Genomic DNA, 23617 nt, shown 5'->3' on the forward strand with positions numbered 1-23617 from the left:
GTGTGGATCAGTCTTCGAGCAATTCTTCGGCGGTGGCCAGGATATTCTCCAGGGTGAAACCGAACTCTTCGAACAAGGCCGGCGCCGGTGCCGACTCGCCAAAGCTGGTCATGCCGATCACGCGGCCTTCCAGGCCCACGTACTTGTACCAGTAGTCGGCATGCGCCGCCTCGATGGCGATGCGCGCGCTGACCTGCAGCGGCAATACCGACTGCTTGTAGCCTGCGTCCTGCGCGTCGAACACGCTGGTGCACGGCATCGACACGACGCGCACGTTGCGGCCCTGCTCGGTCAGTTTGTCGAAGGCCTTCACCGCCAGACCGACTTCGGAACCGGTGGCAATCAGGATCAACTCAGGCTCGCCAGCACAATCCTTGAGCACATAGCCGCCACGGGTGATATCGGCCAGTTGGGCCTGGTCGCGGGTCTGGTGATCGAGGTTCTGACGCGAGAAGATCAGCGCCGATGGACCGTCGTTGCGCTCCAGGGCGAATTTCCATGCTACCGCCGACTCGACCGCATCGGCAGGACGCCAGGTGTCGAGGTTCGGGGTGCAGCGCAGGCTGGCCAGCTGTTCGATCGGCTGGTGGGTCGGGCCATCTTCACCCAGACCGATGGAGTCGTGGGTGAATACGTAGATCACGCGCTTCTTCATCAGCGCCGACATGCGTACCGCGTTGCGTGCGTATTCCATGAAGATCAGGAAGGTCGCGCCGTACGGCACGAAGCCGCCATGCAGGGCGATGCCGTTCATGATCGCGCTCATGCCGAATTCGCGTACGCCATAATAGATGTAGTTGCCGGCGGCGTCATCTGCTTCGACACCCTTGCAGCCTTTCCACAGGGTCAGGTTGGAACCGGCCAGGTCGGCCGAGCCACCGAGAATTTCCGGCAGCAATGGGCCAAAGGCGTTCAAGGCGTTCTGGCTGGCCTTGCGGCTGGCGATGGTCTCGCCCTTGGCGGCCACTTCGGCGATGTAGGCGCTGGCCTTTTCGGAGAAATCGGCTGGCAGCTCACCGCTCATGCGCCGCACGAATTCATTGGCAAGTTCGGGGTAGGCGGCGGAATAGGCAGCGAAGCGCTGGTTCCACTCGGCTTCCACGGCAACGCCGGCTTCCTTGGCGTCCCATTCCTTGTAGATGTCGGCCGGGATTTCGAACGGGCCGTGGTTCCACTTCAGCGCGGCGCGGGTCAAAGCGATCTCTTCGGCACCCAGTGGCGCGCCGTGGCAGTCTTCCTTGCCCTGCTTGTTCGGCGAGCCAAAGCCGATGGTGGTCTTGCAGCAGATCAGGGTGGGCTGCTCGCTCTTGCGCGCGGTCTCGATGGCGGTCTTGATTTCGTCCGCATCGTGGCCGTCGACGTTGCGAATCACTTGCCAGCCGTAGGCTTCGAAGCGTTTCGGCGTGTCGTCGGTGAACCAGCCCTCGACTTCGCCGTCGATGGAGATGCCGTTGTCATCGTAGAAAGCGATCAGCTTGCCCAGGCCCAGGGTGCCGGCCAGCGCGCTCACTTCGTGGGAGATGCCTTCCATCATGCAGCCGTCGCCGAGGAACACATAGGTGTTGTGATCGACGATCTTGTGGCTGTCGCGGTTGAACTGCGCCGCCAGCACTTTTTCTGCAATGGCGAAACCGACGGCGTTGGCCAGGCCCTGGCCCAGTGGGCCGGTGGTGGTTTCCACGCCTGGGGTGTAGCCGTACTCGGGGTGGCCCGGGGTGCGGCTGTGCAGCTGGCGGAAATTCTTCAGGTCCTCGATGCCCAGGTCGTAGCCGGTGAGGTGCAGCAGCGAATAGACCAGCATCGAGCCGTGGCCGTTGGACATGACGAAACGGTCGCGGTTGGCGAACGCCGGGTTGGCCGGGTTGTGCTTGAGGAAGTCACGCCACAGCACTTCGGCGATATCCGCCATGCCCATGGGGGCACCTGGGTGGCCGCTGTTGGCTTTTTGCACGGCATCCATGCTCAGTGCACGAATGGCATTGGCGCGCTCACGACGGCTGGGCATCGCATGTCTCCTGGGGTCTGTGTAGGCAGGGATACAACAAAGAACGACATTTTCCCCCACCGGCAGGGGGTTGGGCAATCGGACATTTGCCCCAGCGGGCAAATGCACGGCCGCACCAGCTGCGAACCAATATCAAAACTTTTTGATATTGGTCTTGCGAGGCTGCGCATCGCTCACTAGACTGCCGAACCTATGAACCTGCGCGCCCCTGCTTTCGACCATCAGGCAAGTGACGATCTGGCGGCCCTGTGCAAGGCCGGCGGCGATCCACTGCGCCTCAACGTGCTGCGCGCGCTGGCCAGCGATTCGTTCGGCGTGCTGGAGCTGGCGCAGATCTTCGCAGTGGGTCAGTCGGGCATGAGCCATCACCTCAAGGTGCTCGCCCAAGCCGACCTGGTGGCTACCCGCCGCGAGGGCAACGCGATTTTCTACCGCCGCGCCCTGCCCAACGCTCGCGCGCTGGGCGGGCGCCTGCACAGCGCCTTGCTCGAAGAGGTCGACGCGTTGAGCCTCCCGGCCGAGGCCCAGGTGCGCATGGCCGTGGTGCAGCGCCAGCGCGCGGCCGCCAGCGAAGATTTCTTCTCGCGCATGGAAGAAAAATTCCGCGCCCAGCAGGACCTCATCGCCGGCTTGCCGCAGTACCGCGAAAGCCTGCTGGCCCTGCTCGACAAACTCAGCTTTACCAGCCAGGCCAGCGCCTTGGAAGTGGGCCCTGGCGACGGCGGCTTCTTGCCCGAGCTGGCGCGGCGCTTTGCTCAGGTCACGGCGCAGGACAACAGCCCGGCCATGCTCGAACTGGCGCGTCAGGTCTGCCTGCGCGAGCGGTTGGGCAACGTGCGCCTGGAGCTGGTCGATGCCTTGGCACCCACCAGCCTGCGCGCCGACTGCGTGGTGCTGAACATGGTCCTGCACCACTTCAGCGACCCGCAGCAGGCCCTCGGTCATCTGGCCCAGCGCGTGCAACCGGGTGGCAGTCTTTTGGTCACAGAATTGTGCAGCCACAACCAGAGTTGGGCCAAGGAGGCCTGCGGTGATCTCTGGTTGGGTTTCGAACAGGAAGATCTGGCCCGTTGGGCCACCGCTGCGGGGCTTGTACCCGGAGAGAGCCTCTACGTGGGCTTACGTAATGGTTTCCAGATTCAGGTCCGACATTTCTCGCGGCCGGCTGGCGACACTCACCATCGGTCAATTTAGGAAACCGTCGAGATGAGCGAATACTCCCTTTTCACCTCCGAGTCCGTCTCTGAAGGACACCCGGACAAGATCGCCGACCAGATTTCCGACGCGGTGCTGGACGCCATCATCACCCAGGACAAGTTCGCCCGCGTGGCTTGCGAAACCCTGGTCAAGACCGGCGTGGCGATCATCGCCGGCGAAGTCAGCACGTCGGCCTGGGTCGACCTGGAAGACATCGTGCGCAAGGTCATCGTCGACATCGGCTACAACAGCTCCGATGTCGGCTTCGACGGCGCCACCTGTGCGGTCATGAACATCATCGGCAAGCAGTCGGTAGACATCGCCCAGGGCGTGGACCGCAGCAGGCCGGAAGATCAGGGCGCAGGCGACCAGGGCCTGATGTTCGGCTATGCCAGCAACGAAACCGACGTGTTGATGCCCGCGCCGATCTGCTTCTCGCATCGCCTGGTCGAGCGCCAGGCCGAAGCGCGCAAGTCCGGCCTGCTGCCGTGGCTGCGCCCCGATGCCAAGTCGCAGGTCACCTGCCAGTACGAGGGCGGCAAGGTCGTGGGCATCGATGCAGTGGTGCTGTCGACCCAGCACAACCCGGACGTGTCCTACAAGGACCTGCGCGAAGGCGTGATGGAGTTGATCGTCAAGCACGTGTTGCCGGCCGAACTGCTGCACAAGGACACCCAGTTTCACATCAACCCGACCGGCAACTTCATCATCGGTGGCCCGGTGGGTGACTGTGGCCTGACCGGACGCAAGATCATCGTCGACAGCTACGGCGGCATGGCCCGCCACGGTGGCGGTGCGTTCTCCGGCAAGGATCCGTCCAAGGTCGACCGCTCTGCGGCCTACGCCGGTCGCTACGTGGCCAAGAATATCATCGCCGCCGGCCTGGCCGAGCGCTGCGAGATCCAGGTGTCCTACGCCATCGGCGTGGCCCAGCCCACGTCGATCTCGATCAACACCTTCGGCACCGGCAAGATCAGCGACGACCAGATCGTCAAGCTGGTGCGTGCGCACTTCGACCTGCGTCCGTATGCCATCACCACCATGCTCGACCTGCTGCACCCGATGTACCAGGCCACCGCGGCCTACGGCCACTTCGGCCGGGCGCCGGTGGAAATGACCGTAGGCGACGACACCTTCACCGCGTTCACCTGGGAGCGCACCGACCGTGCCGCGGCCCTGCGCGACGCCGCCGGCCTCAAGTAAGCCAGGCGCCTGACAGCAGTATACGAAAAGCCCCGGCCGGGTGACTGGCCGGGGCTTTTTTGTGTCGTCGCAAAGGGCGCAGGCCTGCTTCGAGGCGAGACGGCTTTGACCTGGCCGGCAAAAGGTCCTTCAATGGAAGGATCATGTCGTGGGCCACTGCAGCAACTCGATACGTGGTGCCACGAATAGGACGCGTCCTACAGACATTTACTTCAATTCATCGTCAACTATTCAGAATCATATTCACGGAGTCACCATGAACAAGCTTTCCTCCCTGTGCGCTTTGCTGGTCACCGGTGTGCTTGTCGCCCCGGCGATGGCTGCCCCTCCTGCCCCCGCCGTGGCGGCAGTGGCCACCGGTTGCGCCGCCAAGCAGCAGAACGTGCAGGCACAGATCGCCGTCGCCAAGGCCAACGGCAACCAGAATCAGGTCGATGGCCTGAACACCGCACTGCGCGAGATCCAGACCAACTGCACCGACAATTCGCTGCGCAAGGAACGTGAAGGCAAAGTGCTCGATGCCAAGCGCGAAGTCAGCAAGCGTCAAAGCGACCTGGACAAAGCCATGAAGAAAGGCGATTCGGAGAAGATCAACAAGCGCAAGGACAAGCTCGCCGAGTCGCGCAAGGAATTGCAAGAAGCAATGGATGAGCTGGACAAGTAACGAGCATTGCGCGGCGAGTCATGTCGATGATCCGCCGCCTGTACGCAAAGTGCCGCTACATCGAGACGAAGAAGTAACTGACTATGATCGCGAACCCGGTGAACCATACCAACGACCGCAATGCAGCCCAGTCGGCCAGGTAACAGATGATGTACAGCAGACGTGTAGTGATGAACACCACTGCCAGCACGTCGAGCGTCACCTGTTGCGCATTGCCGACGATATCGGAAATGACCACTGCGGCGATGAAGCCGGGAAGAATTTCGAAACTGTTCAACTGCGCGGCGTGGGCCCGCTTGGGCAAGCCCTCCAGGGCGTCGAGGTAGGCTCGCGGATCATGGTTGTGGCGCAAGCCGAAGTTGCCGCCCGTGAACTTGGCGATATAGGCGCATGCGTAGGGCAATACCAAAGCGATCAAGACACACCAGAAGGCGACGGTCATACAGAGTTCCTTGTTCGAGTCTTCCATACCGATGTGCCCATGCACGCTCGATACACACTAAGAGGACACACGCCGCGAAAGGTTCGCCCGCGCAGAGTTCCATTGCAATTATCAATTTGGCCACCTTTGCGGCACTCCCTATAATACGCGCCGCTGTATTGCTGCATCCTTTTGCGCTCCTATTCCAATAAATCGTGTTCTCTGCAGTTCATGCGGAGGCTGGCGCATGCCTTTGTCGGGCAACTCACCCTCCTACTCGAGAACATCCGCATGCCACTTGCATTGTTTGCATTGGCCGTCGCCGCATTCGGCATCGGCACCACCGAATTCGTCATCATGGGCCTGCTCACCGATGTGGCGCAGGACCTGTCCGTCAGCATCCCGGATGCGGGCTTGCTGATCACCGGCTACGCCCTGGGCGTGGTCTTCGGCGCGCCGGTGCTGGCGGTGCTCACCGCCAACCTGCCGCGCAAGGCTACCTTGCTGGGCATGACCTTGATGTTCATCCTCGGCAACGTGCTGTGCGCGCTGGCGCCCAATTACGCCACGCTGATGGGCGCCCGAATCATCACGGCCCTGTGCCATGGAGCGTTCTTCGGAATCGGCTCGGTAGTGGCCGCAGGCCTGGTGGCGCCGAACAAGCGCGCCCAGGCCATCGCGCTGATGTTCACCGGACTGACCCTGGCCAACGTGCTGGGGGTACCGCTGGGCACGGCGTTGGGCCAGTTCGCCGGCTGGCGCTCCACGTTCTGGGCCGTCTCGGTGATCGGCATCATTGCCCTGCTGGCGCAGATCGTCTGGCTGCCCAAGGCCATTCCCATGGAACGCGGCAACCTGGCCCGCGAGTTCCGCGTGCTGCGCAAGCCCAACGTTTTGCTGCCCCTGGCCATGAGCGCGATGGCCTCCTGCAGCCTGTTCAGTGTGTTCACCTACATTGCACCGATCCTGCAGGACGTTACCGGCGTCAGCGCCCACGGCATCACCGTGATGCTGCTGCTGTTCGGCGTCGGCCTGACCATCGGCAGCATGCTCGGTGGCCGTCTGGCCGACTCGCGCCTGCTGCCCTCGCTGGTGGGCATGGCCATTGCGGTGGTGTTGATCCTGGCCCTGTTCACCCAGACCAGCGGCTCATTGATCCCGGCCGCGCTGACATTGCTGGCGTGGGGCGTGTTCGCCTTCGCGCTGTGCCCGATCCTGCAATTGCTGATCATCGACCAGGCACACGAGGCGCCGAACCTGGGCTCGACCCTCAACCAGAGCGCCTTCAACCTGGGCAACGCCGCCGGCGCCTGGGTCGGCGGCCTGGTTGTCGCCAGTGGTGCACCATTGGTGGATTTGCCATGGACCGGCGCCATAACCGGCATCGGCACCCTGATACTCGCCGTGGTGTTCATCTATTGGCAGCGCAGGCCAACCGCGGCACTCAACGCGGCGGGATGAACGGGTGTGCCGTTCGGGCGCACGGCAACATCCAACAACACTGCAGCGTTTGATAGACCTCATCTATCGAGAAATCTTCATCATTTGACCAAAGGAGCCCGGATGCTCGAGCTAGTTGCCACATTCATCTGCCTCACCACACTGCTGACCTATGTGAATTTCCGCTTCATCGGCCTGCCCCCTACCATCGGCGTGATGGTGACCGCTCTGCTGTTCTCGCTGATCCTGCAAGGCTTGAGTTTCATCGGCTACCCGGGCCTGGAAGAACGCGTCGAAGCATTGATGAACCAGATCGACTTCGGCGATCTGTTGATGAACTGGATGCTGTCCTTCCTGCTGTTCGCCGGCGCCCTGCACGTGAACCTCGCCGACTTGCGCAACTACCGCTGGCCGATCGGTCTGCTGGCCACTTTCGGCGTGCTGATCGCCACCTTCGTCATCGGCGCCCTGGCCTTCTGGATATTCGGCCTGTTCGGCTGGCACGTCAGCTTCCTGTACTGCTTGCTGTTCGGAGCCCTGATTTCACCTACCGATCCGATCGCGGTGCTGGGCGTGCTGCGCACGGCCAACGCCTCCAAGCCGTTGAAAACCACCATTGTCGGCGAATCGCTGTTCAACGATGGCACGGCGGTGGTGGTGTTCACCGTGCTGCTGGGTATCGCTCAACTGGGCGAAACACCGACGGCGGGCGCAACGGCCATGCTGTTCCTGCATGAAGCCGTGGGGGGCGCACTGTTCGGCGGCCTGATCGGCTACATCGTCTACCGCATGATCAAGAGCATCGAGCAGTACCAGGTCGAGGTCATGCTGACCCTGGCGCTGGTGATCGGTGGCTCGGCCATGGCCTACGAGCTGCATGTGTCGGCGCCGATCGCAATGGTGGTGGCCGGGCTGATCATCGGCAACCTGGGGCGCAACCTGGCAATGAACGACATGACCCGGCGCTATATGGACGGCTTCTGGGAGTTGCTCGACGACATCCTCAATGCGCTGCTGTTCGCCTTGATCGGCCTGGAGCTGTTGCTGCTGCCGTTCTCCTGGCTGCACCTGTTCGCAGCCTCCCTGCTGGCCGTGGCGATCCTGCTCTCGCGGTTGCTCACGGTGGCCCCGGCGATTCTGCTGCTGCGACGCTTTCGCAGCGTCCCGCGTGGCACCATTCGCGTGCTTACCTGGGGTGGCCTGCGCGGCGGCGTCTCGGTCGCCCTGGCCCTGGCCCTGCCGATCGGACCGGAACGCGACCTGCTGTTGAGCATCACCTACATCGTCGTGCTGTCCTCGATCCTGCTGCAGGGCCTGAGCATCGGCAAACTGGTCAAGGCCGTCACCCGCGAGCCGGATACGCAGGCCGTGCGCGAGCATTGATCGTCGTGAGATCAAGAAGCGGGCAGCCGTGTTTGCACGTGGCGTATCCCGTAGCGGCTGTCACGACCTGCAGATTCACGGCCTGAGGGGTGATTATCCCCATGCTGCAACAACAATGAGACACCTGATACCAGAGGCATCAGGTGTCTTGCCGAGATGACACCCTTTTCAGTCAGGATGCACTGTGTAAAACATTTTACGCTTCCCGTAGATAGCCACTTGCATCACAACGTCACGAGTGCTGGCTGCCTGAGCAACCTTGATCAGCTTTGGCATGCTGTTGACCGTTATCGTTTTCGACTGGTACTTGAACCTTTCGATTTCACCTAATGAACATGCTCGGTAAGCGCTTCTGATAGCACCACACTTTTCCAACAGATCAATTTTCTCAGGTGAAACCCAGGCAATCAGCTGGGTAATCCTGTGAATTTTTTCATGGAGGTGAGTCACCGCTTGCTGTTCGTTGGTGACTCCAGAACGCTTCCATGCAGGCTCGTGATGAAAGACTCGATTCCTGAAGTTACGAACCAGCGAAACACGCTCCCGGCATTGTTTCAGCATGCTTGCAGCGGAGGTGGTGGGCCAAATCCCCTTGAATACCGTGCCCAGATGTTTGGGCCAAATTAAATTGTTACCCATGTACTCGCTGTCAAGAATGAACTCCCACGTTGAGAACTCTGTCTTCGAGACGACTTCCTGATGTTCTGGAGCGCCTTTGAACGTTCTGCCCATTCGCCGTGAACGCTCCCTTTGTGCCGCGTTGTAGGCCGATGAAAAGTTTCCGGCCAAATGACTTACCGGATAGGGTTCCGTCGTAGCCCCAGACGTATGACTTCTGTATTGCAATGTGCCTCGCTTCCACCAGAACTTGCCAAGATCCGCTGTAAGGGCCGCGTCGATGGCATTTCTCAGTGTAATTTCCGTTGCGTTCAGCAACGGGTATAGCGCCGCGCAAACGTGCGAGTTCCATAAGTACGCACCCACCAGCTCTGCATCTGTCCTTGTAGAAAACACCCTGCCGTAACTGGCAATTCTGTGTGTGCTGATCAATTCATCGATCAGCACAGGTCGATACTGGACGGTATGCGGCATGCTCAGTTTCCTTCTGGCGACGCGTCTGGACCCTTGTATATCGGCCGGTTGACACGCGTGTCAACCGGCCGTAGCATCGGTAAACAGGTTGGCAGTGAGTTCCAATTGGCGAAAGCTTACGACTCATTGTAGAGACCATGAAACACCCGCCCCGGCCTTGAGCCGGGGTTTTTGTTTCTGCGATTTGCCTGTCTTCGATCCACACCGTGCGCGAGCATTGATCGGCACCGTTCGCATACGAAAAACCCCGCTCTCGCGGGGTTTTTCATTTACACCATCACAACCGGGTCGCCATCAGAAGATGTTGATCGGGTACTCGACGAAAGCGCGTACTTCGTTGCCGTCGTCGTTATAGCCCGAAGCACGGACGTTGTCCGAGGTGCGCAACCACGAGCCGCGCAGACGCAGGGTCAGGTCCTTGGCCGGGCCGTTCTGCACCACGTACTGGACCTGGTTGAAGATCTCGCGTTCCTGGCCATCGCCCGTCGGGGTGCGGATGTTGTCGCCACGCACGTAGGCCACCTTGTAGGTCAGGCCGGGCACGCCGAACGTGCGGAAGTCGATGCCGTAGCCCAACTGCCAGGAGACTTCGTCTTCGGCGTTGAAGTCCGACCAGTACGAGTTGGCCAGGAAAATGGTCGAGCCACCGTCGCCCACGCCACCGGCGTTCTGATAGAAACCGTAGTTGTAGCCGGTATCGCCCGTGCTGCGCTGGTGTGCCAGGGTCAGCGAGTGCGGACCGAAGGCCCAGGTCGCGGCCAGGCTCCAGATCTTGTTGTCCTGGCCAGTGCCCAGCGTGCTGGCGTAGTCCTTGTCCAGGTGCGAGCGGTAGCCGTTGAAATCAAACGTCAGCGACTGTTCGCTCGGCAGGGCCAGCACGTAGTTGAGGTTGACGTACTGCTTCTTCAGCCGGTCTTCGACATCCGAGGCATACAAGGCGCCGGTCAGGCTGTCGCTGAACTGATAGCTGCCGCCGTACACGTCGATTTTCTTCAGGCCACCGCTGTCGCGGGCTTCGGCGCTCTTGCGCGCTTCCTGGGTGAAGCGGCCGGCGTTGAGCACCAGGCCATCGATTTCCTTGGAGGTGATCAGGGTGCCGGTGAAGCTTTCCGGCAACAGGCGCGAATCGTCGAAATTGAGCACCGGCAGCGCCGGCATCTGGTCGCCGTACTTGATCACGGTATTGGAGATGCGCACTTTCACCGCTGCGCCGGCGCGGGCCAGATCGTGGGGCGCACTGCTCGGATCGTCCGAAGTACCGCCACGCTTGAAGAAGTCGATACCGCCGGCACCGGCGCGACCGGTGCCGCCGTCCAGGCGCAGCGCATACAGGCCGAATGCATCGACGCCGACGCCGACCGTACCCTGGGTGAAACCGGAATTGAACTTGGCGATCACACCCTGGCCCCACTCGGCCTTGTCCTGCCCGCCATGCTTGTAGTCACGACTGATGTAGGCATTGCGCAGCAGTACGTCGAGGTGGCTGTCTTCGACGAAGCCCTTGCTATCGGTCTGTTCGCTGGCCATGGCCTGGGTCGCCGCCATCACGCCCAGCGCGAGGACAGCCAGTTTCTTGTTCAACATCTTGTTTTCCCTAATCACCAGTGAGGACGCGACACGGCCACCCGCTCGTTTCCGGCCGTCCGCATTGCCAGCGCAACGCTCTGCAACAGGCATTCGGAGGGGCGGGGCAGGGTCTATGCGGGCCAGTGCGCGGGGTCGGATCCTAGCGATGGGAGGATGCGAAAGTCAAAATTTCGTGAAACTTTATCGCTATAAGCAGGTCGCTTTGCGGCATAACGCCCACAAAAAAGCCCGACATCAGGTCGGGCTTCAAAGGCTGGTCAGCCCGCCTCAGCCGCGCACGGGCGCCGGCTGCTGCTGGGTCAGGCAATGGATGTTGCCGCCACCGAGCAGCAATTCACGGCCCGGCACCATCACCACTTCGTGCTCCGGAAACAGCTGCTGCAACAGGGCCTGCGCCTGGCTGTCGAGCGGGTCGTCGAAGCTGGGCGCGATGATGCCGCCGTTGACGATCAGGAAGTTAACGTAGGATCCGGCCAGGCGCACGGACGGGTGACGCTCCTGGCTGCCGGCAACCAGATCGACGCCATCGCACTCCTGCTGGGTGGCATACAGGGGCCCCGGGATCGGCATCTTGTGCACCACCAGCGCCCGGCCCTTGGCATCGACGCTGCTTTCCAGCACCTGCAGGGCAGCCTGGCAACGGGCATAGTTCGGGTCACTGGCGTCGTCGGTCCAGGCCAGCAGCACTTCACCGGGACGCACGTAGCAGCAGAAGTTGTCGACGTGTCCGTCGGTCTCGTCGTTGAACAGGCCGTCGGGCAGCCAGATGATCGTGTCCACTGCCAGATGATCGGACAGGATTCGCTCGATCTGCTCGCGGTTCAGGTGCGGGTTGCGATTGCGGTTGAGCAGGCATTCCTCGGTGGTGATCAGCGTGCCTTCGCCGTCCACGTGAATCGAGCCGCCTTCGAGCACGAAACCTTGCGTGTAGTAACCCTGGCAGCGCTCCATGCCCAGCACCTTGCTTGCCACCTGCTCGTCGCGGTTCCAGGGCGCGTAGAGGCCACCTTCAAAGCCGCCCCACGCATTGAACGCCCAGTCCACACCGCGCACCTGGCCGCTTTCGTCGATCACGAAGGTCGGCCCGGTATCACGCATCCAGGCATCGTCGCTGCTCATTTCGACCACGCGAATGTTCGGCACGTCCAGGCGCGCGCGCGCGTTGTCGTACTGCCCGGCAGACACCCCGACGGTGACCGGCTCGAAACGCGCGATGGCCTTGGCCAGGGCGACATGCGCCGCCTGCACCGGCTTGCCGCCCAGGCGCCAGTTGTCCGGGCGCTCGGGCCACAGCATCCAGGTCTGGGTATGGGGCGCCCATTCGGCCGGCATGTGGAAACCGTCGGCGCGAGGGGTACTGTCGAGCGTGGTCATGGGTCAGGGCTCCGGTGGTCCATGAAAAAGGTATGGGCGCACTCTACAGGTTGTCGAGCGGATCGTGAAACGCGCCCAGGCCTGTCTTTCAGCCCTGGATTTCGTCAAGCACCTGCGCCACGCAATCGACGAAGAAATCCACGCTCTGTCGGGTGGTCACCATCGGCGGCTTGATCTTGAGGATGTTCAGGTGGTCACCGGTGGGCTGCATGAAGATGCCCAGCTCGCGCAGCCGCTCGCACAGCAACGCCGTCTCCTGCGTCGCCGGCGCCAGGCTGTGGCGATCGCGCACCAGTTCCAGGCCCAGATAGAACCCGGACCCGTGCACGGCGCCCACCAGCGGATGCTGGTCGAGCAACCCTTGCAAGCGTGCCTTGAAATGCCCGCCGACCACCCTCGCGTTCTCCCACAGCCCCTCTTCGGCCATCACATCGAGCACCGCCAGGCCAATGCGGCAACTGACCGGGCTGCCACCGGACGATGAGAAGAAATACCCCTCGGCCTCCAGTGCCTCGGCTAACTCGCGGCGGGTAATCACCGCGCCCAGCGGGTGACCATTGCCCATGCCCTTAGCCATGGTGATGATGTCCGGCACCACGCCTTGCTGTTCGAACCCCCAGAAATACTCGCCCAGGCGCCCATAGCCAACTTGCACTTCGTCGGCGATGCACAGCCCGCCCCGCGCGCGAACGCGGTCATAGACCTGCTGCAGATAGCCCTCGGGCAAGGCTATGCCGCCGGCGTTGCCGTACACCGGCTCGCAGATGAAACCGGCCAGCTGGCGGCCCTGCGCATCCAGCTGACGCAAGGTGTCGTCGACACTGCGGACGTAGCCTGCGGTGCAGTCGGGACCACGGAAAGTGCCACGGTAGCTGTTGGCCGCCATGACCGGATGGACCCAGTCCGGTCGCGTGCTCAACGCCTGAGGGTTGTCGGCGATGGAGGTGGAAATGGCATCGGTGGCCACCGACCAGCCATGGTAGGCCTCGAGCATGCTGAGCATGTCGCGCCCGCCGCTGGCTGCCCAGGCCAGGCGGATCGCCAGATCGTTGGCCTCGGTGCCGCTGTTGACCAGAAACACCCGATCGAAACCTGGCGGCGCGAGCGCCAGCAGGCGCTCGGAAAACTCGGCGATCGCTGCATAGTGAAAGCGTGAGTTGGTATTGAGCAGTGACCATTGCCGCGCCGCCACCTGGGCCATGCGCGGGTGTCCATGGCCGAGCACCGCGACGTTGTTGAGCATGTCCAGGTACGACTGGCCGTGCATGTCGATCAGATGGTTGCGCCAGCCGCGCTCGATCTGCGGCGGCGCCTGGTAATAATGCTTCTGCGAGCGAGCGAAACTGGCGTCGCGCCGCTGCAGCAGCAGACCTGCGTCGGGCGGTAGCGGCGCGTCGCAATCCATGCCGAGCACCCTTGCCGGCGACGGGCACAGGGACTGCCAGGCCGCCGCCCGCGCCGGCGTGCAGAACAGTGGCGGGCTCACATCAGGGCTGCGGCACAACTGCACCAGCAGCGAACCGTCGACCTTGCCCAACGGTGCGCCCGCAGCCAGCACGGTCCCCGCCGGGCTTGAGCAGTCGAGCCCCCACAGGTGCAGGCTCACGGAAGGACCTTCGAGCACCACGCTGGCATCTGCCAACCGCTTCAGCGTGCCAGCCCAGGGCGCCTGCAGCTTGGTGCCCGGCGGCGCCTGAACCTGCACGTGCAGCGCGCAGGTCGCCGACGCCGCGCAGGTATCGATGCGGGTACGCGAGAGGCGATACTCACCATACCCCGTACAGGCCCAGCCGCTGCCCGCTGCGGCATCGCTCAGCAGCCGTTCGTCGATATTCGCTTGCTCCCAATTGCCGTCCGCGAAATGCTCGCTGAGTACGCTCAAGTCCACTCGACAAACTGTCGAATGCGTCACGTGGGCAAACAAAGGCAATATGCCATCTCCGCCTGATTCAGGTATGCTCTGGCCCACACTGCTGAAAATTGCCGCTTCCATCAATTCGAATGGTTCTGCGGTAGCTATGTCGAAAATTTCCCACTCATGTTCGACATTGGCCCGGATGTAGTCGTTGTCCGGTGCCACGCTCAACTGCCGGGCGCTGCTCGACACCAGCACCGCGGCCCGCAGCACCACCAATGCCCATAACGCACGCAGCTCCGATTCCTCGAGCGGATTGACCCGATGATAGGCTGCCACTGCCGGCAACACCGCGAACGGATCGCCATGGCCATGATGCAGCAGCGCAGCGCAGGTCGCCGCCAGGTCCGCCACCCGCCAGGTGTACACCAGATCACCGAAGTCGATCAGGCCCGCAAGCTGCCAGCGCAGGTCGGCATCGCGCTGCCAGACACTGTTGTCATCGGTGATGTCCAGATGCACCGCCTGCAGCGGCAGATTGGCACTGACCGCACCCACTCGACGCTGCGCCTGGAACGCCATTTCGACCACACGGCCGCGCTGCCCGGGATCGTCGAGCGCTGGCAACAGATGATCAAGCAACTTATGCGCATGTCGCGGGTCCCATTGCAGCGTGCGCGCAAGGCCAGGGTGTTGAAAGTCGAGCAAGGCGCGGTCTACCTCGCCGCACAACTGACCGATGCGCGCGACCGCAACTGGCCCCAGATGCTTGAGGCGAGTCAGCGGCTGACCGTCCAGATAGCTCAACACGCGCATCTGCAGGCGCTGCTGGCCCAGGTGTACGGCAAGGGTGTCGCGACCGTCGAGGGCAGCCAGTGCCTGTGGTACTGCAAGGCCGTGGCCAGCCAGATGGCGCATCGCGGCATGCTGGGCCGCGAGTGCCTGCGGGGCGTCATCGTGACAGAACTTCAGCACCCAGCGATGCTGGGCGCTTTCCACGCGAAAATTGAGGTCTTGCTGGCTGCCCAGGCTGTGCAGCTGACCTTGCAGGCCATAATGCTCGAACAACAATGCCTGCGCCTGTTCGATACTCACCACGGGGTTGGGACGACTGGCGCGATGCACGAGCATGTCGAGCGGCATGAATGAAACCTCGATGGTCTGGTTTGCAAGTACTGTAGCGGTTCGCCGCGCAGGATTTCCACCGCCGGCAACCCTGCCGCTCGCGATTCGATCGCGCAGGCAGACTGCCGTTGAACTACGCCGCCCCAGGCCTGTGTCACTCATGAACAGGCCTGGGGTGGAACACCGTTGCACATTCGTTTGACAAACCGGGCTTGCACCGCCGCGCCCATCCACACAAGCTAGGCTGCAACGAATCATTGTCAGCTCAGGAAGAAGGCTTTCGACATGCGCATTCTCATCACCGGCGGCGCCGGTTTCATTGGCTCGGCACTGGTGCGTCACCTGATCGCCAACACCGAGCACGAAGTACTCAACCTCGACAAGCTGACCTACGCCGGCAACCTCGAATCACTGGCTGAAATCGCCAGCGACAGCCGTTACGAATTCGTCCAGGCCGACATTGCCGACCAGGCCGCGGTCAGCGCCGTGCTGGCGCGCTTCCAGCCCCACGCGATCATGCACCTGGCGGCCGAATCCCACGTCGATCGCTCCATCGACGGGCCGGGCGAGTTCATCCAGACCAACGTGGTCGGTACCTACGCCTTGCTCGAAGCCACCCGTGGCTACTGGCAGCACCTGCCGGCGGCCGAACGCGAAGCCTTCCGCTTCCACCATATTTCCACCGACGAGGTCTACGGCGACCTGCACGGCGTGGACGACCTGTTCACCGAAACCACACCGTACGCGCCAAGCTCGCCGTACTCGGCCAGCAAGGCAGCCTCCGACCACCTGGTGCGTGCCTGGCAGCGTACCTACGGGCTGCCGGTGCTGATCACCAACTGCTCGAACAACTACGGCCCGTATCACTTCCCGGAAAAACTCATTCCGCTGGTGATTCTCAATGCCCTGGCCGGCAAGCCACTGCCCGTGTACGGCAATGGCATGCAAGTGCGTGACTGGCTGTACGTCGAAGACCATGCCCGCGCCCTGTTCAAGGTCGTCACCGAAGGCGTGGTCGGCGAGACCTACAACATCGGCGGCCACAACGAGCAGAAGAACATCGACGTGGTGCGCAGCATCTGCGGTCTGCTCGACGAACTGGCGCCACAGCGTCCGGACGGCGTGGCGCACTATGCCGACCTGATCACCTTCGTCAAGGACCGCCCGGGCCACGATGTGCGCTATGCCATCGACGCCAGCAAGATCGAGCGCGAACTGGGCTGGGTGCCGCAGGAAACCTTCCAGACCGGCCTGCGCAAGACCGTGCAGTGGTACCTGGACAATCTTCAATGGTGCCGTCGCGTACAGGACGGCAGTTATCAAGGTGAACGCCTGGGCTTCACCGAACCTAAGGATTTGATCGCATGATGAAAGGTATCGTTCTGGCCGGGGGCTCCGGCACCCGCCTGCACCCCATTACCCTGGGTGTTTCCAAGCAACTGCTGCCCATCTACGACAAGCCGATGATCTACTACCCGATCTCGGTACTGATGCTGGCCGGCATTCGCGAGATCCTGCTGATCTCCACCCCTCAGGACCTGCCGCAATACCGCCAGTTGCTCGGCGACGGCAGCCAGTTCGGGATCAACATCCAGTTCGCCGAACAGCCAGCACCGGACGGCCTGGCCCAGGCGTTCCTGATCGGTGAGGAATTCATCGGCGAAGACCCGGTGTGCCTGATCCTGGGCGACAACATCTTCCACGGCCAGCACTTCAGCGACCAGCTCAAGCGTGCCTCGGCGCACCCGACCGGCGCCACCGTGTTCGGTTACTGGGTCAAGGATCCGGAGCGTTTCGGCGTGGTCGAGTTCGACCAGGACGGGCGTGCACTGTCCATCGAAGAGAAGCCGACCGAGCCCAAGTCCAGCTATGCGGTCACCGGCCTGTATTTCTACGACAACGACGTGGTGCGCATTGCCAAGGATGTCCAGCCTTCGCCCCGTGGCGAGCTGGAAATCACCGACGTCAACAATGCCTATCTGGAACGCGGCGACCTGCGCGTGGAACGCTTCGGCCGCGGCTTTGCCTGGCTCGACACCGGTACCCACGACAGCCTGCTCGATGCTTCGCAATACGTGCAGACCATCGAACACCGTCAGGGCCTGAAAGTGGCTTGCCTGGAAGAGATCGCCTACCAGAACCACTGGATCGACCGCGAACAGCTGCTGGTACGCGCCAAGTACTTCGGCAAGACCGGCTATGGTCAGTACCTGTACTCGCTGGCCGGAGAAACCCGATGAAAGTGATCGCTACCGACCTGCCCGATGTGTTGATCATCGAGCCGAAGGTTTTCGGTGACGAGCGCGGCTTCTTCTACGAAAGCTTCAATGCCAAGGCCTTCCAGGAGGCCACCGGCGTGACGCTGCCGTTCGTCCAGGACAACCATTCACGCTCCGCCCGCGGCGTGCTGCGCGGGCTGCACTATCAGGTGCAGCATGCCCAGGGCAAGCTGGTTCGCGTGGTCACCGGGCAAGTGCTCGACGTGGCGGTGGACATCCGCCGCAGCTCGCCGAACTTCGGTAAGTGGGTGGCGGTCGAGCTGTCCGCGCAGAACAGCCGTCAGTTGTGGATTCCGCCAGGCTTCGCCCACGGTTTCGTGGTGCAGAGCGAGTACGCCGAGTTCCTCTACAAGACCACCGATTACTACGACCCGTCGTCCGAGCGCAGCATTGCCTGGGATGACGAGCAGTTGGCAATCGACTGGCAGCTGGACGCAGCCCCGTCGCTGTCGGCCAAGGACCTGGCCGGCAAGCGCCTGGAAGAGGCCGACGTGTTCCCGTGATCGGCCTGCGGTAACGTCGCGATGCATGTCGACCGTGCTTCGCGGCGTTTACGTGGCGCATAATACGCCGGTCAATTCCGGCGTGTTGTCCTATGACCTCCAGACCTTTCATCACTCGCAGACCCCGCTGGCGCAGCCTGGCAATCCTGGCCCTGTGCCTGGCGCCACTGTTGTGGCCACTGGAGCATCTGGCCGAGCGCTATTACAAAAGCGAGCTGGTCAGCCAGAATCGGCAGACGCTGGACCTCTACGTCGCCAACCTGCTGGGCACCCTGCACCGCTACGAAACCCTGCCGCAGATCCTCGGTGACCTGCCGGCGCTGCGCGCCTTGCTGGCCGCTCCCCGCAACGCCCAGGCGATCCTCGACGCCAACCACCTGCTCAAGGACATCCGCGAACAGACCGGCGCCGAAGTCATGTACCTGCTGGACGCCGACGGCAATACCCTGGCCGCCTCCAACTGGGAACAGCGCGACAGTTTCGTCGGCCGCAATTTCGCCTTCCGCCCCTATTACAGCGATGCCGTGGCCGGGCGCCTGGGGCGCTTCTTCGGGCTCGGCACGACCTCGGCCAAGCGCGGCTACTTCTTTGCCGCCGCCGTGCATGACCAGGACAAGGTCATTGGCGTTCTGGTGGTGAAGGTCGACCTCGACCACACCGAAACCCTATGGGGCAAGACGCCTGAACAGCTGCTGCTCACCGACCACAACGGCGTGGTCATCCTGACCTCGCGCCCTGAATGGCGCTTCCGTGCCACGCGCCCGCTCAGCGACAGCGAGCGCCAGGCCATCGTCTCGATCCTGCCCTACCCCACCCGCGATCCACAGCCGCTGAACCTGGACCCCGACGCCTGGCTCACGCAAACGCGCACCATCGCCGAAACCGGCTGGAACGTCAGCATCCTCGCCCCCAAAACCTTGCTCGATCGACCGGTGCGCACCGTCGTCGCCGTGGGCGGAGCCTTGCTCCTGGCATTGATGCTGCTGCTCGGCCTGATGATGCAGCGCCGCCGCCACTACCTCGAGCGCATCGAGTTCGAAGGGCGTACCCGGCACGAACTGGAAACCCGGGTGGTGGAACGCACCAGTGCGCTCGAAGGGCTCAACAGCAAGCTGCGCCAGGAAGTGCTCGAACGCGAGCAGGCCCAGCAGGAACTGGTGCGTGCCCAGGACGAACTGGTGCAGGCGGGCAAACTGTCGGCGCTGGGCACCATGTCGGCCAGCATCAGCCACGAGCTCAACCAGCCCCTGGCGGCCATTCGCAGCTACGCCGAGAACACCGAAGTGCTGCTCGACCACGAGCGCATCGAGGATGCACGAGGCAACCTCAAGCTGATCAGCGAACTGACCGGGCGCATGGCCTCGATCATCGCCCACCTGCGCGCCTTCGCCCGACGCGACCGTCACGCCCTGGAAAGTGTCGCCCTGCAGCCAGCCCTCGACGATGCCCTGGCCCTGCTCGCCAAGCGCCGCCGGGCCATGGCCGTCGAGCTCATCCGCGACCTGCCCGATGCGCCGCTCTGGGTGCAGGCCGGTGAAACCCGACTGCGCCAGGTGCTGGGCAACCTGCTGGCCAATGCCCTGGATGCCTTGACCGAAAAGGCCAACCCGCGGTGCCTGTGGCTGAGCGCCGAACAAACGGCCGACGGCGTCGAACTGCGCATCCGCGACAACGGCCCAGGCTTCACCAGCGAGGCCATGGCCCGCGCCCGCGAACCCTTTTTCACCACCAAGACACGCACGCAGGGACTTGGCCTGGGCCTGGCGATCTGCGATACGCTGATGCGCGCGCTGGGCGGCGAACTGCTGCTGTCCAATCATCCCCAAGGCGGTGCCCTGCTGATCCTGCGCTTGCGCGCCGGAGAGCCCGGGGTCAGCCTGCAAGCTCCAGAGGACCCATCGGCATGACCAGCGACAGCGCCATCGACAGCAAGATCCAGGTCGTGCTGATCGACGACGATCCCCACCTGCGCCAGGCCTTGAGCCAGACCCTGGACCTGGCCGGGCTGAAAGTGCTGGCCCTGGCCGACGCCCAGGGCCTGTCCGCGCGCATCGAGCGCGACTGGCCGGGTGTCGTGGTCAGCGACATCCGCATGCCGGGCATCGACGGCCTGCAGTTGCTCGAACAATTGCATGCGCGGGACACCGAACTGCCGGTTCTGCTGATCACCGGGCACGGCGACGTCCCATTGGCCGTGCAGGCCATGCGCGCCGGCGCCTACGATTTCCTCGAAAAACCATTCGCCAGCGATGCGCTGCTCGACAGCGTGCGTCGCGGCCTGGCCGTGCGCCGGCTGGTGCTGGACAACCGCAGCCTGCGCATGGCCCTCAGCGATCGCCAGCAGCTGAGCACGCGCCTGGTGGGCCAGTCGGCGCCGATGGCGCGTTTGCGCGAACAGATCGGCGCCCTGGCCGGAACCAAGGCCGACGTGCTGATTCTGGGCGAAACCGGCGCCGGCAAGGAAGTGGTGGCGCGCGCTCTGCACGACCTGTCCAGCCGTCGCGGCGGTCCCTTCGTGGCAATCAACGCCGGTGCCCTGGCCGAATCGGTGGTGGAAAGCGAGCTGTTCGGCCATGAACCCGGTGCCTTCACCGGCGCGCAGAAACGCCGCATCGGCAAGTTCGAGTTCGCCAACGGCGGCACCTTGTTTCTCGACGAAATCGAAAGCATGAGCCTGGACGTACAGGTCAAGCTGCTGCGCCTGCTGCAGGAGCGCGTGGTCGAGCGCCTGGGTGGCAACCAGCAGATCCGCCTGGACATTCGGGTGATTGCCGCCACCAAGGAAGACCTGCGTCAGGCCGCCGACCAGGGACGCTTCCGCGCCGACCTGTATTACCGCCTCAATGTCGCCTCGCTACGCATTCCGCCGTTGCGCGAGCGTGGCGAAGACGTGCTGGCGTTGTTCCAGTACTACGCCGACGCTGCCGCCGAGCGCCACGGGGTACTGGCCAACGAACTGTCTGCCGCCCAGCGTGCATTGTTGTTGCGGCACAGCTGGCCGGGCAATGTGCGCGAGCTGCAGAACGCCGCCGAGCGCTTCGCCCTGGGGCTCGAGCTGGCACTGGACAACAGCGAGCCGGGCCCGGTGGACATGGCGCGAACGGTCGCCGGCGGGCTCAGCGAACAGGTCGAGCATTTCGAACGCGCCTTGATCGCGGCCGAGATGAGCCGCTCGCACACCTCGGTGCGCAGCCTGGCCGAAGCCCTGGGCATTCCACGCAAGACCTTGCACGACAAGCTGCGCAAGCATGGCCTGAGCTTTGGCGGGGGCGACGAACACGAGTGAATCCAGGGCTCTGCAGCGACTGCCTAGTGCTCGCTCGCGGCCTGCGCCAGCGTCACCAGCGACTGACGCCATGGCACATCCCTGGGCAGCGCCAGGAACGACGGGTTGAGCAACGACTGGCGGGCAGGATAGACGAACGGCTGCCCGTCGATCTGCAGCACTTCGCCGCCAGCACCTTCGAGCACACCCTGGGCGGCAGCGGTGTCCCATTGCGAGGTTGGCGCCAGGCGCGGATAGCAATCGGCGGCGCCTTCGGCCAACAGGCAGAACTTCAGCGAGCTGCCGACACTGACCAGATCCAGGGGGCCCACCACGGCGCTCAACCCGGCGAGCAGGTGCTCCTGCCCGGGGCTGGAATGGCGTCGGCTGGCAACCACCTTGAACGCGCCGCCTGGCGCAGGCGTGCGGCGCACGCTGATCGGTTGCGCCGGCTGCTCGCCCACGGCGTGCCAGGCGCCGAGCCCCGCCCCGCCATAGTAGGCGCTGCCCGTGGTTGGCACGGTGACCACACCGAACAGCACCTGACCCTGCTCGATCAAGGCGATGTTGACGGTGAATTCCTCGCTGCCGTTGATGAATTCCTTGGTGCCGTCCAGTGGATCGACCAGCCACCAGCGGGTCCATCGTTCGCGCACGTGCAGCGCGATGTCCGCATCTTCTTCGGACAGGATCGGGATATCCGGTGCCAACGCCTTCAATCCATCGACGATGACATGATGCGCGGCGAGGTCGGCTGCGGTGACCGGCGACTCGTCGGCCTTGGCCATGACCTGCACATCGGCCCGCCAGAACGGCAGGATCGCCGCGCCAGCCCGATGGGCCAGCGCCACTACTTCTGGCAACAGACGTTCGAGATCGCTCACAGGCTGAACACTCCACGCTGGATCAGCAGGTCGCGCGCCAGGTACAGGGCAGCCAGTGCGCGGCCTTCGGAGAACTGCGGGTGCTGGGCCAGGCCGGCCAGCTCGCGCAGGTTCACCCGCTCGACCCGCATCGGCTCCGGCTCGTCGCCCTCGAGCTGCTCCTCGTACAGCCCTTGCGCCAGAACCACCTGGATTTTCTGGCTCATGTAGCCGGGCGACAACGACAGCTCGGTCAGGTGCTCGAGCTGCCGGGCGCCGAATCCGGCTTCTTCCTTGAGCTCGCGATCGGCTGCAGCCAGCACGTCTTCGCCCGGCTCGATCAAACCCTTGGGCAGCGACAGCTCATAGGCGTCGGTGCCCCCGCAATACTCTTCGACCAGCAGCGCATGCTCGGCATCGGCCATCGCCACGATCATCACCGCGCCATAGCCATTGCCGCGCCCCACCAGACGTTCGTAGGTACGCTCGACACCATTGGAGAAGCGCAATTGCACTTCTTCGACACGGAACAGGCGACTACTGGCGACGATTTCGCGGGCAAGGACTTCGGGTTTCTGGCGCATCGGGCAGCTCCTGGACGTGAACGGGTTACTATACCGTGGCTTGGCCTGCGGCAGGCCACCCTTGATCCACCACTGCCCGAGAATCTTCGCTATGCCACGCCTCGCCTGGAGCACCATCGATACCGTCCTGCTGGACATGGATGGCACCTTGCTCGACCTGCATTACGACAACCATTTCTGGCTCGAACATCTGCCGCAGCGCTATGCCCAACTGCACGGGGTGAGCCTGGCCATGGCACAGCTGGAGCTGCAACCGCTGTTCGCCGACAACGCCGGCAAGCTGAACTGGTACTGCCTGGATTTCTGGACCCGCGAGCTGAACATCCCGGTGCGCGAGCTGAAACTGGAGACGGCCGACCTGATCGCCCTGCGCCCCGATGCCGACACGTTTCTGGCAGCGATTCAGCGCGCCGGCAAGCGGGTGATCATGATCACCAACGCCCACCGCGACTCGCTGTCGCTGAAGCTGGAGCGCATCGAGCTGGCGCCTTATTTCGAACGGCTGATCAGCTCCCACGACTACGGCTACCCCAAGGAAAACGCGCAGTTCTGGGACGCCCTGCAGGCCGACATAGGCTTCGACCCGGCGCGCAGCCTGTTCATCGACGATACCCTGCCGGTGCTGCGCAGCGCCCAGGCCTACGGGGTCAAGCATCTGCTCGCGGTGTGCGAGCCGGACAGCCGCAAGGGCGCCAAGGACACCGAAGAATTCGAGGCGGTGGGTGATTACCGCGAGCTCATCGCAGGTCTGTGACCCACCCTGCTGCCCACCGCCCC

19 protein-coding genes are annotated in these 23617 nt (G+C 63.3%); 11 read left to right on the forward strand and 8 right to left on the reverse strand.

Translation table 11 applies throughout. The features are described from left to right. Positions 1-7: 7 nt before the first annotated feature. Positions 8-2005 (reverse strand): transketolase, encoded by a 1998-nt coding sequence (gene tkt, locus ONG87_RS19755; protein WP_122479818.1) that lies wholly within the window; start codon positions 2003-2005, stop codon positions 8-10. Positions 2006-2197: 192 nt separating this feature from the next. Here tkt and ONG87_RS19760 point away from each other — a divergent pair, with 192 nt between their 5' ends. The 3 genes from ONG87_RS19760 to ONG87_RS19770 all read left to right on the forward strand — a co-directional run bounded on the left by ONG87_RS19760 (position 2198) and on the right by ONG87_RS19770 (position 5069). Further along, positions 2198-3199: a metalloregulator ArsR/SmtB family transcription factor gene (locus ONG87_RS19760; RefSeq protein WP_122479819.1), complete on the forward strand. Its 1002-nt coding sequence runs from the start codon at positions 2198-2200 to the stop codon at positions 3197-3199. Positions 3200-3211: 12 nt separating this feature from the next. Beyond that, a complete protein-coding gene (gene metK / locus ONG87_RS19765) occupies positions 3212-4405 on the forward strand; it encodes a methionine adenosyltransferase (protein WP_264381898.1) in 1194 nt (397 codons plus the stop codon). A gap of 256 nt (positions 4406-4661) precedes the next feature. Then, a complete protein-coding gene (locus ONG87_RS19770) occupies positions 4662-5069 on the forward strand; it encodes a DUF1090 domain-containing protein (RefSeq protein ID WP_185794743.1) in 408 nt (135 codons plus the stop codon). Between the two features lie 55 nt (positions 5070-5124). Here the strand turns inward: ONG87_RS19770 and ONG87_RS19775 are convergent, their stop codons facing one another. Then, entirely contained in the window at positions 5125-5511 is a 387-nt protein-coding gene (locus tag ONG87_RS19775; RefSeq protein ID WP_185794742.1) for an MAPEG family protein, read from the reverse strand. A gap of 270 nt (positions 5512-5781) precedes the next feature. Between ONG87_RS19775 and ONG87_RS19780 the strand changes: the two genes are divergently transcribed. Further along, the gene (locus ONG87_RS19780; RefSeq protein WP_185794741.1) at positions 5782-6951 is read left to right on the forward strand and encodes an MFS transporter; all 1170 of its coding nucleotides are present in this window, start codon (positions 5782-5784) and stop codon (positions 6949-6951) included. A 102-nt stretch (positions 6952-7053) separates the two neighbouring features. Continuing rightward, on the forward strand, positions 7054-8313 hold the full coding sequence (locus ONG87_RS19785) for a sodium:proton antiporter (protein ID WP_122479824.1): 1260 nt from the start codon (positions 7054-7056) through the stop codon (positions 8311-8313). A 168-nt stretch (positions 8314-8481) separates the two neighbouring features. Here the strand turns inward: ONG87_RS19785 and ONG87_RS19790 are convergent, their stop codons facing one another. From ONG87_RS19790 to ONG87_RS19805, 4 genes are all read right to left on the reverse strand, one after another. Further along, a complete protein-coding gene (locus ONG87_RS19790) occupies positions 8482-9405 on the reverse strand; it encodes a CAAX protease (RefSeq protein WP_264381899.1) in 924 nt (307 codons plus the stop codon). Positions 9406-9699: 294 nt separating this feature from the next. Beyond that, positions 9700-10989: an OprD family porin gene (locus tag ONG87_RS19795; RefSeq protein WP_264381900.1), complete on the reverse strand. Its 1290-nt coding sequence runs from the start codon at positions 10987-10989 to the stop codon at positions 9700-9702. A 270-nt stretch (positions 10990-11259) separates the two neighbouring features. Beyond that, entirely contained in the window at positions 11260-12366 is a 1107-nt protein-coding gene (gene aguA / locus ONG87_RS19800; protein ID WP_264381901.1) for an agmatine deiminase, read from the reverse strand. An 88-nt stretch (positions 12367-12454) separates the two neighbouring features. After that, a complete protein-coding gene (locus ONG87_RS19805) occupies positions 12455-15364 on the reverse strand; it encodes an aminotransferase (protein ID WP_264381902.1) in 2910 nt (969 codons plus the stop codon). 267 nt (positions 15365-15631) lie between these two features. On the opposite strand from ONG87_RS19805, the gene rfbB reads away from it, so the two are divergent. From rfbB to ONG87_RS19830, 5 genes are all read left to right on the forward strand, one after another. Further along, positions 15632-16714: a dTDP-glucose 4,6-dehydratase gene (rfbB, locus tag ONG87_RS19810; RefSeq protein WP_122479828.1), complete on the forward strand. Its 1083-nt coding sequence runs from the start codon at positions 15632-15634 to the stop codon at positions 16712-16714. Beyond that, complete coding sequence (gene rfbA, locus ONG87_RS19815) at positions 16711-17586, forward strand: glucose-1-phosphate thymidylyltransferase RfbA (protein ID WP_122479829.1); 876 nt, start codon at positions 16711-16713, stop codon at positions 17584-17586. Before rfbB ends, rfbA begins: the two co-directional genes overlap by 4 nt. Beyond that, a complete protein-coding gene (rfbC, locus tag ONG87_RS19820) occupies positions 17583-18128 on the forward strand; it encodes a dTDP-4-dehydrorhamnose 3,5-epimerase (protein WP_122479830.1) in 546 nt (181 codons plus the stop codon). The genes rfbA and rfbC overlap by 4 nt, the downstream gene beginning before the upstream one ends. Positions 18129-18220: 92 nt before the next feature. Further along, positions 18221-20035 (forward strand): ATP-binding protein, encoded by a 1815-nt coding sequence (locus ONG87_RS19825; RefSeq protein WP_264381903.1) that lies wholly within the window; start codon positions 18221-18223, stop codon positions 20033-20035. Continuing rightward, positions 20032-21414: a sigma-54 dependent transcriptional regulator gene (locus ONG87_RS19830; protein WP_264381904.1), complete on the forward strand. Its 1383-nt coding sequence runs from the start codon at positions 20032-20034 to the stop codon at positions 21412-21414. The genes ONG87_RS19825 and ONG87_RS19830 overlap by 4 nt, the downstream gene beginning before the upstream one ends. A gap of 23 nt (positions 21415-21437) precedes the next feature. On the opposite strand, the gene cysQ is transcribed toward ONG87_RS19830, so the two are convergent. After that, positions 21438-22277 carry a 3'(2'),5'-bisphosphate nucleotidase CysQ gene (cysQ, locus tag ONG87_RS19835; RefSeq protein WP_264381905.1) on the reverse strand — a complete coding sequence of 280 codons (840 nt, stop codon included), beginning with the start codon at positions 22275-22277 and terminating at the stop codon, positions 21438-21440. Beyond that, positions 22274-22840, reverse strand: coding sequence for an ADP compounds hydrolase NudE (gene nudE / locus ONG87_RS19840; protein WP_264381906.1), 567 nt, complete (start codon positions 22838-22840; stop codon positions 22274-22276). Before nudE ends, cysQ begins: the two co-directional genes overlap by 4 nt. 91 nt (positions 22841-22931) lie before the next feature. Between nudE and yrfG the strand changes: the two genes are divergently transcribed. Continuing rightward, complete coding sequence (gene yrfG, locus ONG87_RS19845; RefSeq protein ID WP_264381907.1) at positions 22932-23594, forward strand: GMP/IMP nucleotidase; 663 nt, start codon at positions 22932-22934, stop codon at positions 23592-23594. Positions 23595-23617: the final 23 nt, after the last annotated feature.

The organism is Pseudomonas sp. MM227, from assembly GCF_947090715.1.
Taxonomy (GTDB): Bacteria; Pseudomonadota; Gammaproteobacteria; order Pseudomonadales; family Pseudomonadaceae; genus Aquipseudomonas; species Aquipseudomonas baltica.

Bases quoted from the DNA above. Each gene is read 5' to 3' on its own strand.
- rfbA (WP_122479829.1), top strand. From the start codon at position 16,711: ATGATGAAAGGTATCGTTCTGGCCGGGGGCTCCGGCACCCGCCTGCAC.
- rfbC (WP_122479830.1), top strand. From the start codon at position 17,583: ATGAAAGTGATCGCTACCGACCTGCCCGATGTGTTGATCATCGAGCCG.
- ONG87_RS19780 (WP_185794741.1), top strand. From the start codon at position 5,782: ATGCCACTTGCATTGTTTGCATTGGCCGTCGCCGCATTCGGCATCGGC.
- ONG87_RS19830 (WP_264381904.1), top strand. From the start codon at position 20,032: ATGACCAGCGACAGCGCCATCGACAGCAAGATCCAGGTCGTGCTGATC.
- yrfG (WP_264381907.1), top strand. From the start codon at position 22,932: ATGCCACGCCTCGCCTGGAGCACCATCGATACCGTCCTGCTGGACATG.
- ONG87_RS19785 (WP_122479824.1), top strand. From the start codon at position 7,054: ATGCTCGAGCTAGTTGCCACATTCATCTGCCTCACCACACTGCTGACC.
- aguA (WP_264381901.1), bottom strand. From the start codon at position 12,366: ATGACCACGCTCGACAGTACCCCTCGCGCCGACGGTTTCCACATGCCG.
- metK (WP_264381898.1), top strand. From the start codon at position 3,212: ATGAGCGAATACTCCCTTTTCACCTCCGAGTCCGTCTCTGAAGGACAC.
- ONG87_RS19795 (WP_264381900.1), bottom strand. From the start codon at position 10,989: ATGTTGAACAAGAAACTGGCTGTCCTCGCGCTGGGCGTGATGGCGGCG.
- ONG87_RS19805 (WP_264381902.1), bottom strand. From the start codon at position 15,364: ATGCCGCTCGACATGCTCGTGCATCGCGCCAGTCGTCCCAACCCCGTG.
- ONG87_RS19790 (WP_264381899.1), bottom strand. From the start codon at position 9,405: ATGCCGCATACCGTCCAGTATCGACCTGTGCTGATCGATGAATTGATC.
- ONG87_RS19825 (WP_264381903.1), top strand. From the start codon at position 18,221: ATGACCTCCAGACCTTTCATCACTCGCAGACCCCGCTGGCGCAGCCTG.
- ONG87_RS19770 (WP_185794743.1), top strand. From the start codon at position 4,662: ATGAACAAGCTTTCCTCCCTGTGCGCTTTGCTGGTCACCGGTGTGCTT.
- ONG87_RS19775 (WP_185794742.1), bottom strand. From the start codon at position 5,511: ATGACCGTCGCCTTCTGGTGTGTCTTGATCGCTTTGGTATTGCCCTAC.
- tkt (WP_122479818.1), bottom strand. From the start codon at position 2,005: ATGCCCAGCCGTCGTGAGCGCGCCAATGCCATTCGTGCACTGAGCATG.
- ONG87_RS19760 (WP_122479819.1), top strand. From the start codon at position 2,198: ATGAACCTGCGCGCCCCTGCTTTCGACCATCAGGCAAGTGACGATCTG.
- rfbB (WP_122479828.1), top strand. From the start codon at position 15,632: ATGCGCATTCTCATCACCGGCGGCGCCGGTTTCATTGGCTCGGCACTG.
- nudE (WP_264381906.1), bottom strand. From the start codon at position 22,840: ATGCGCCAGAAACCCGAAGTCCTTGCCCGCGAAATCGTCGCCAGTAGT.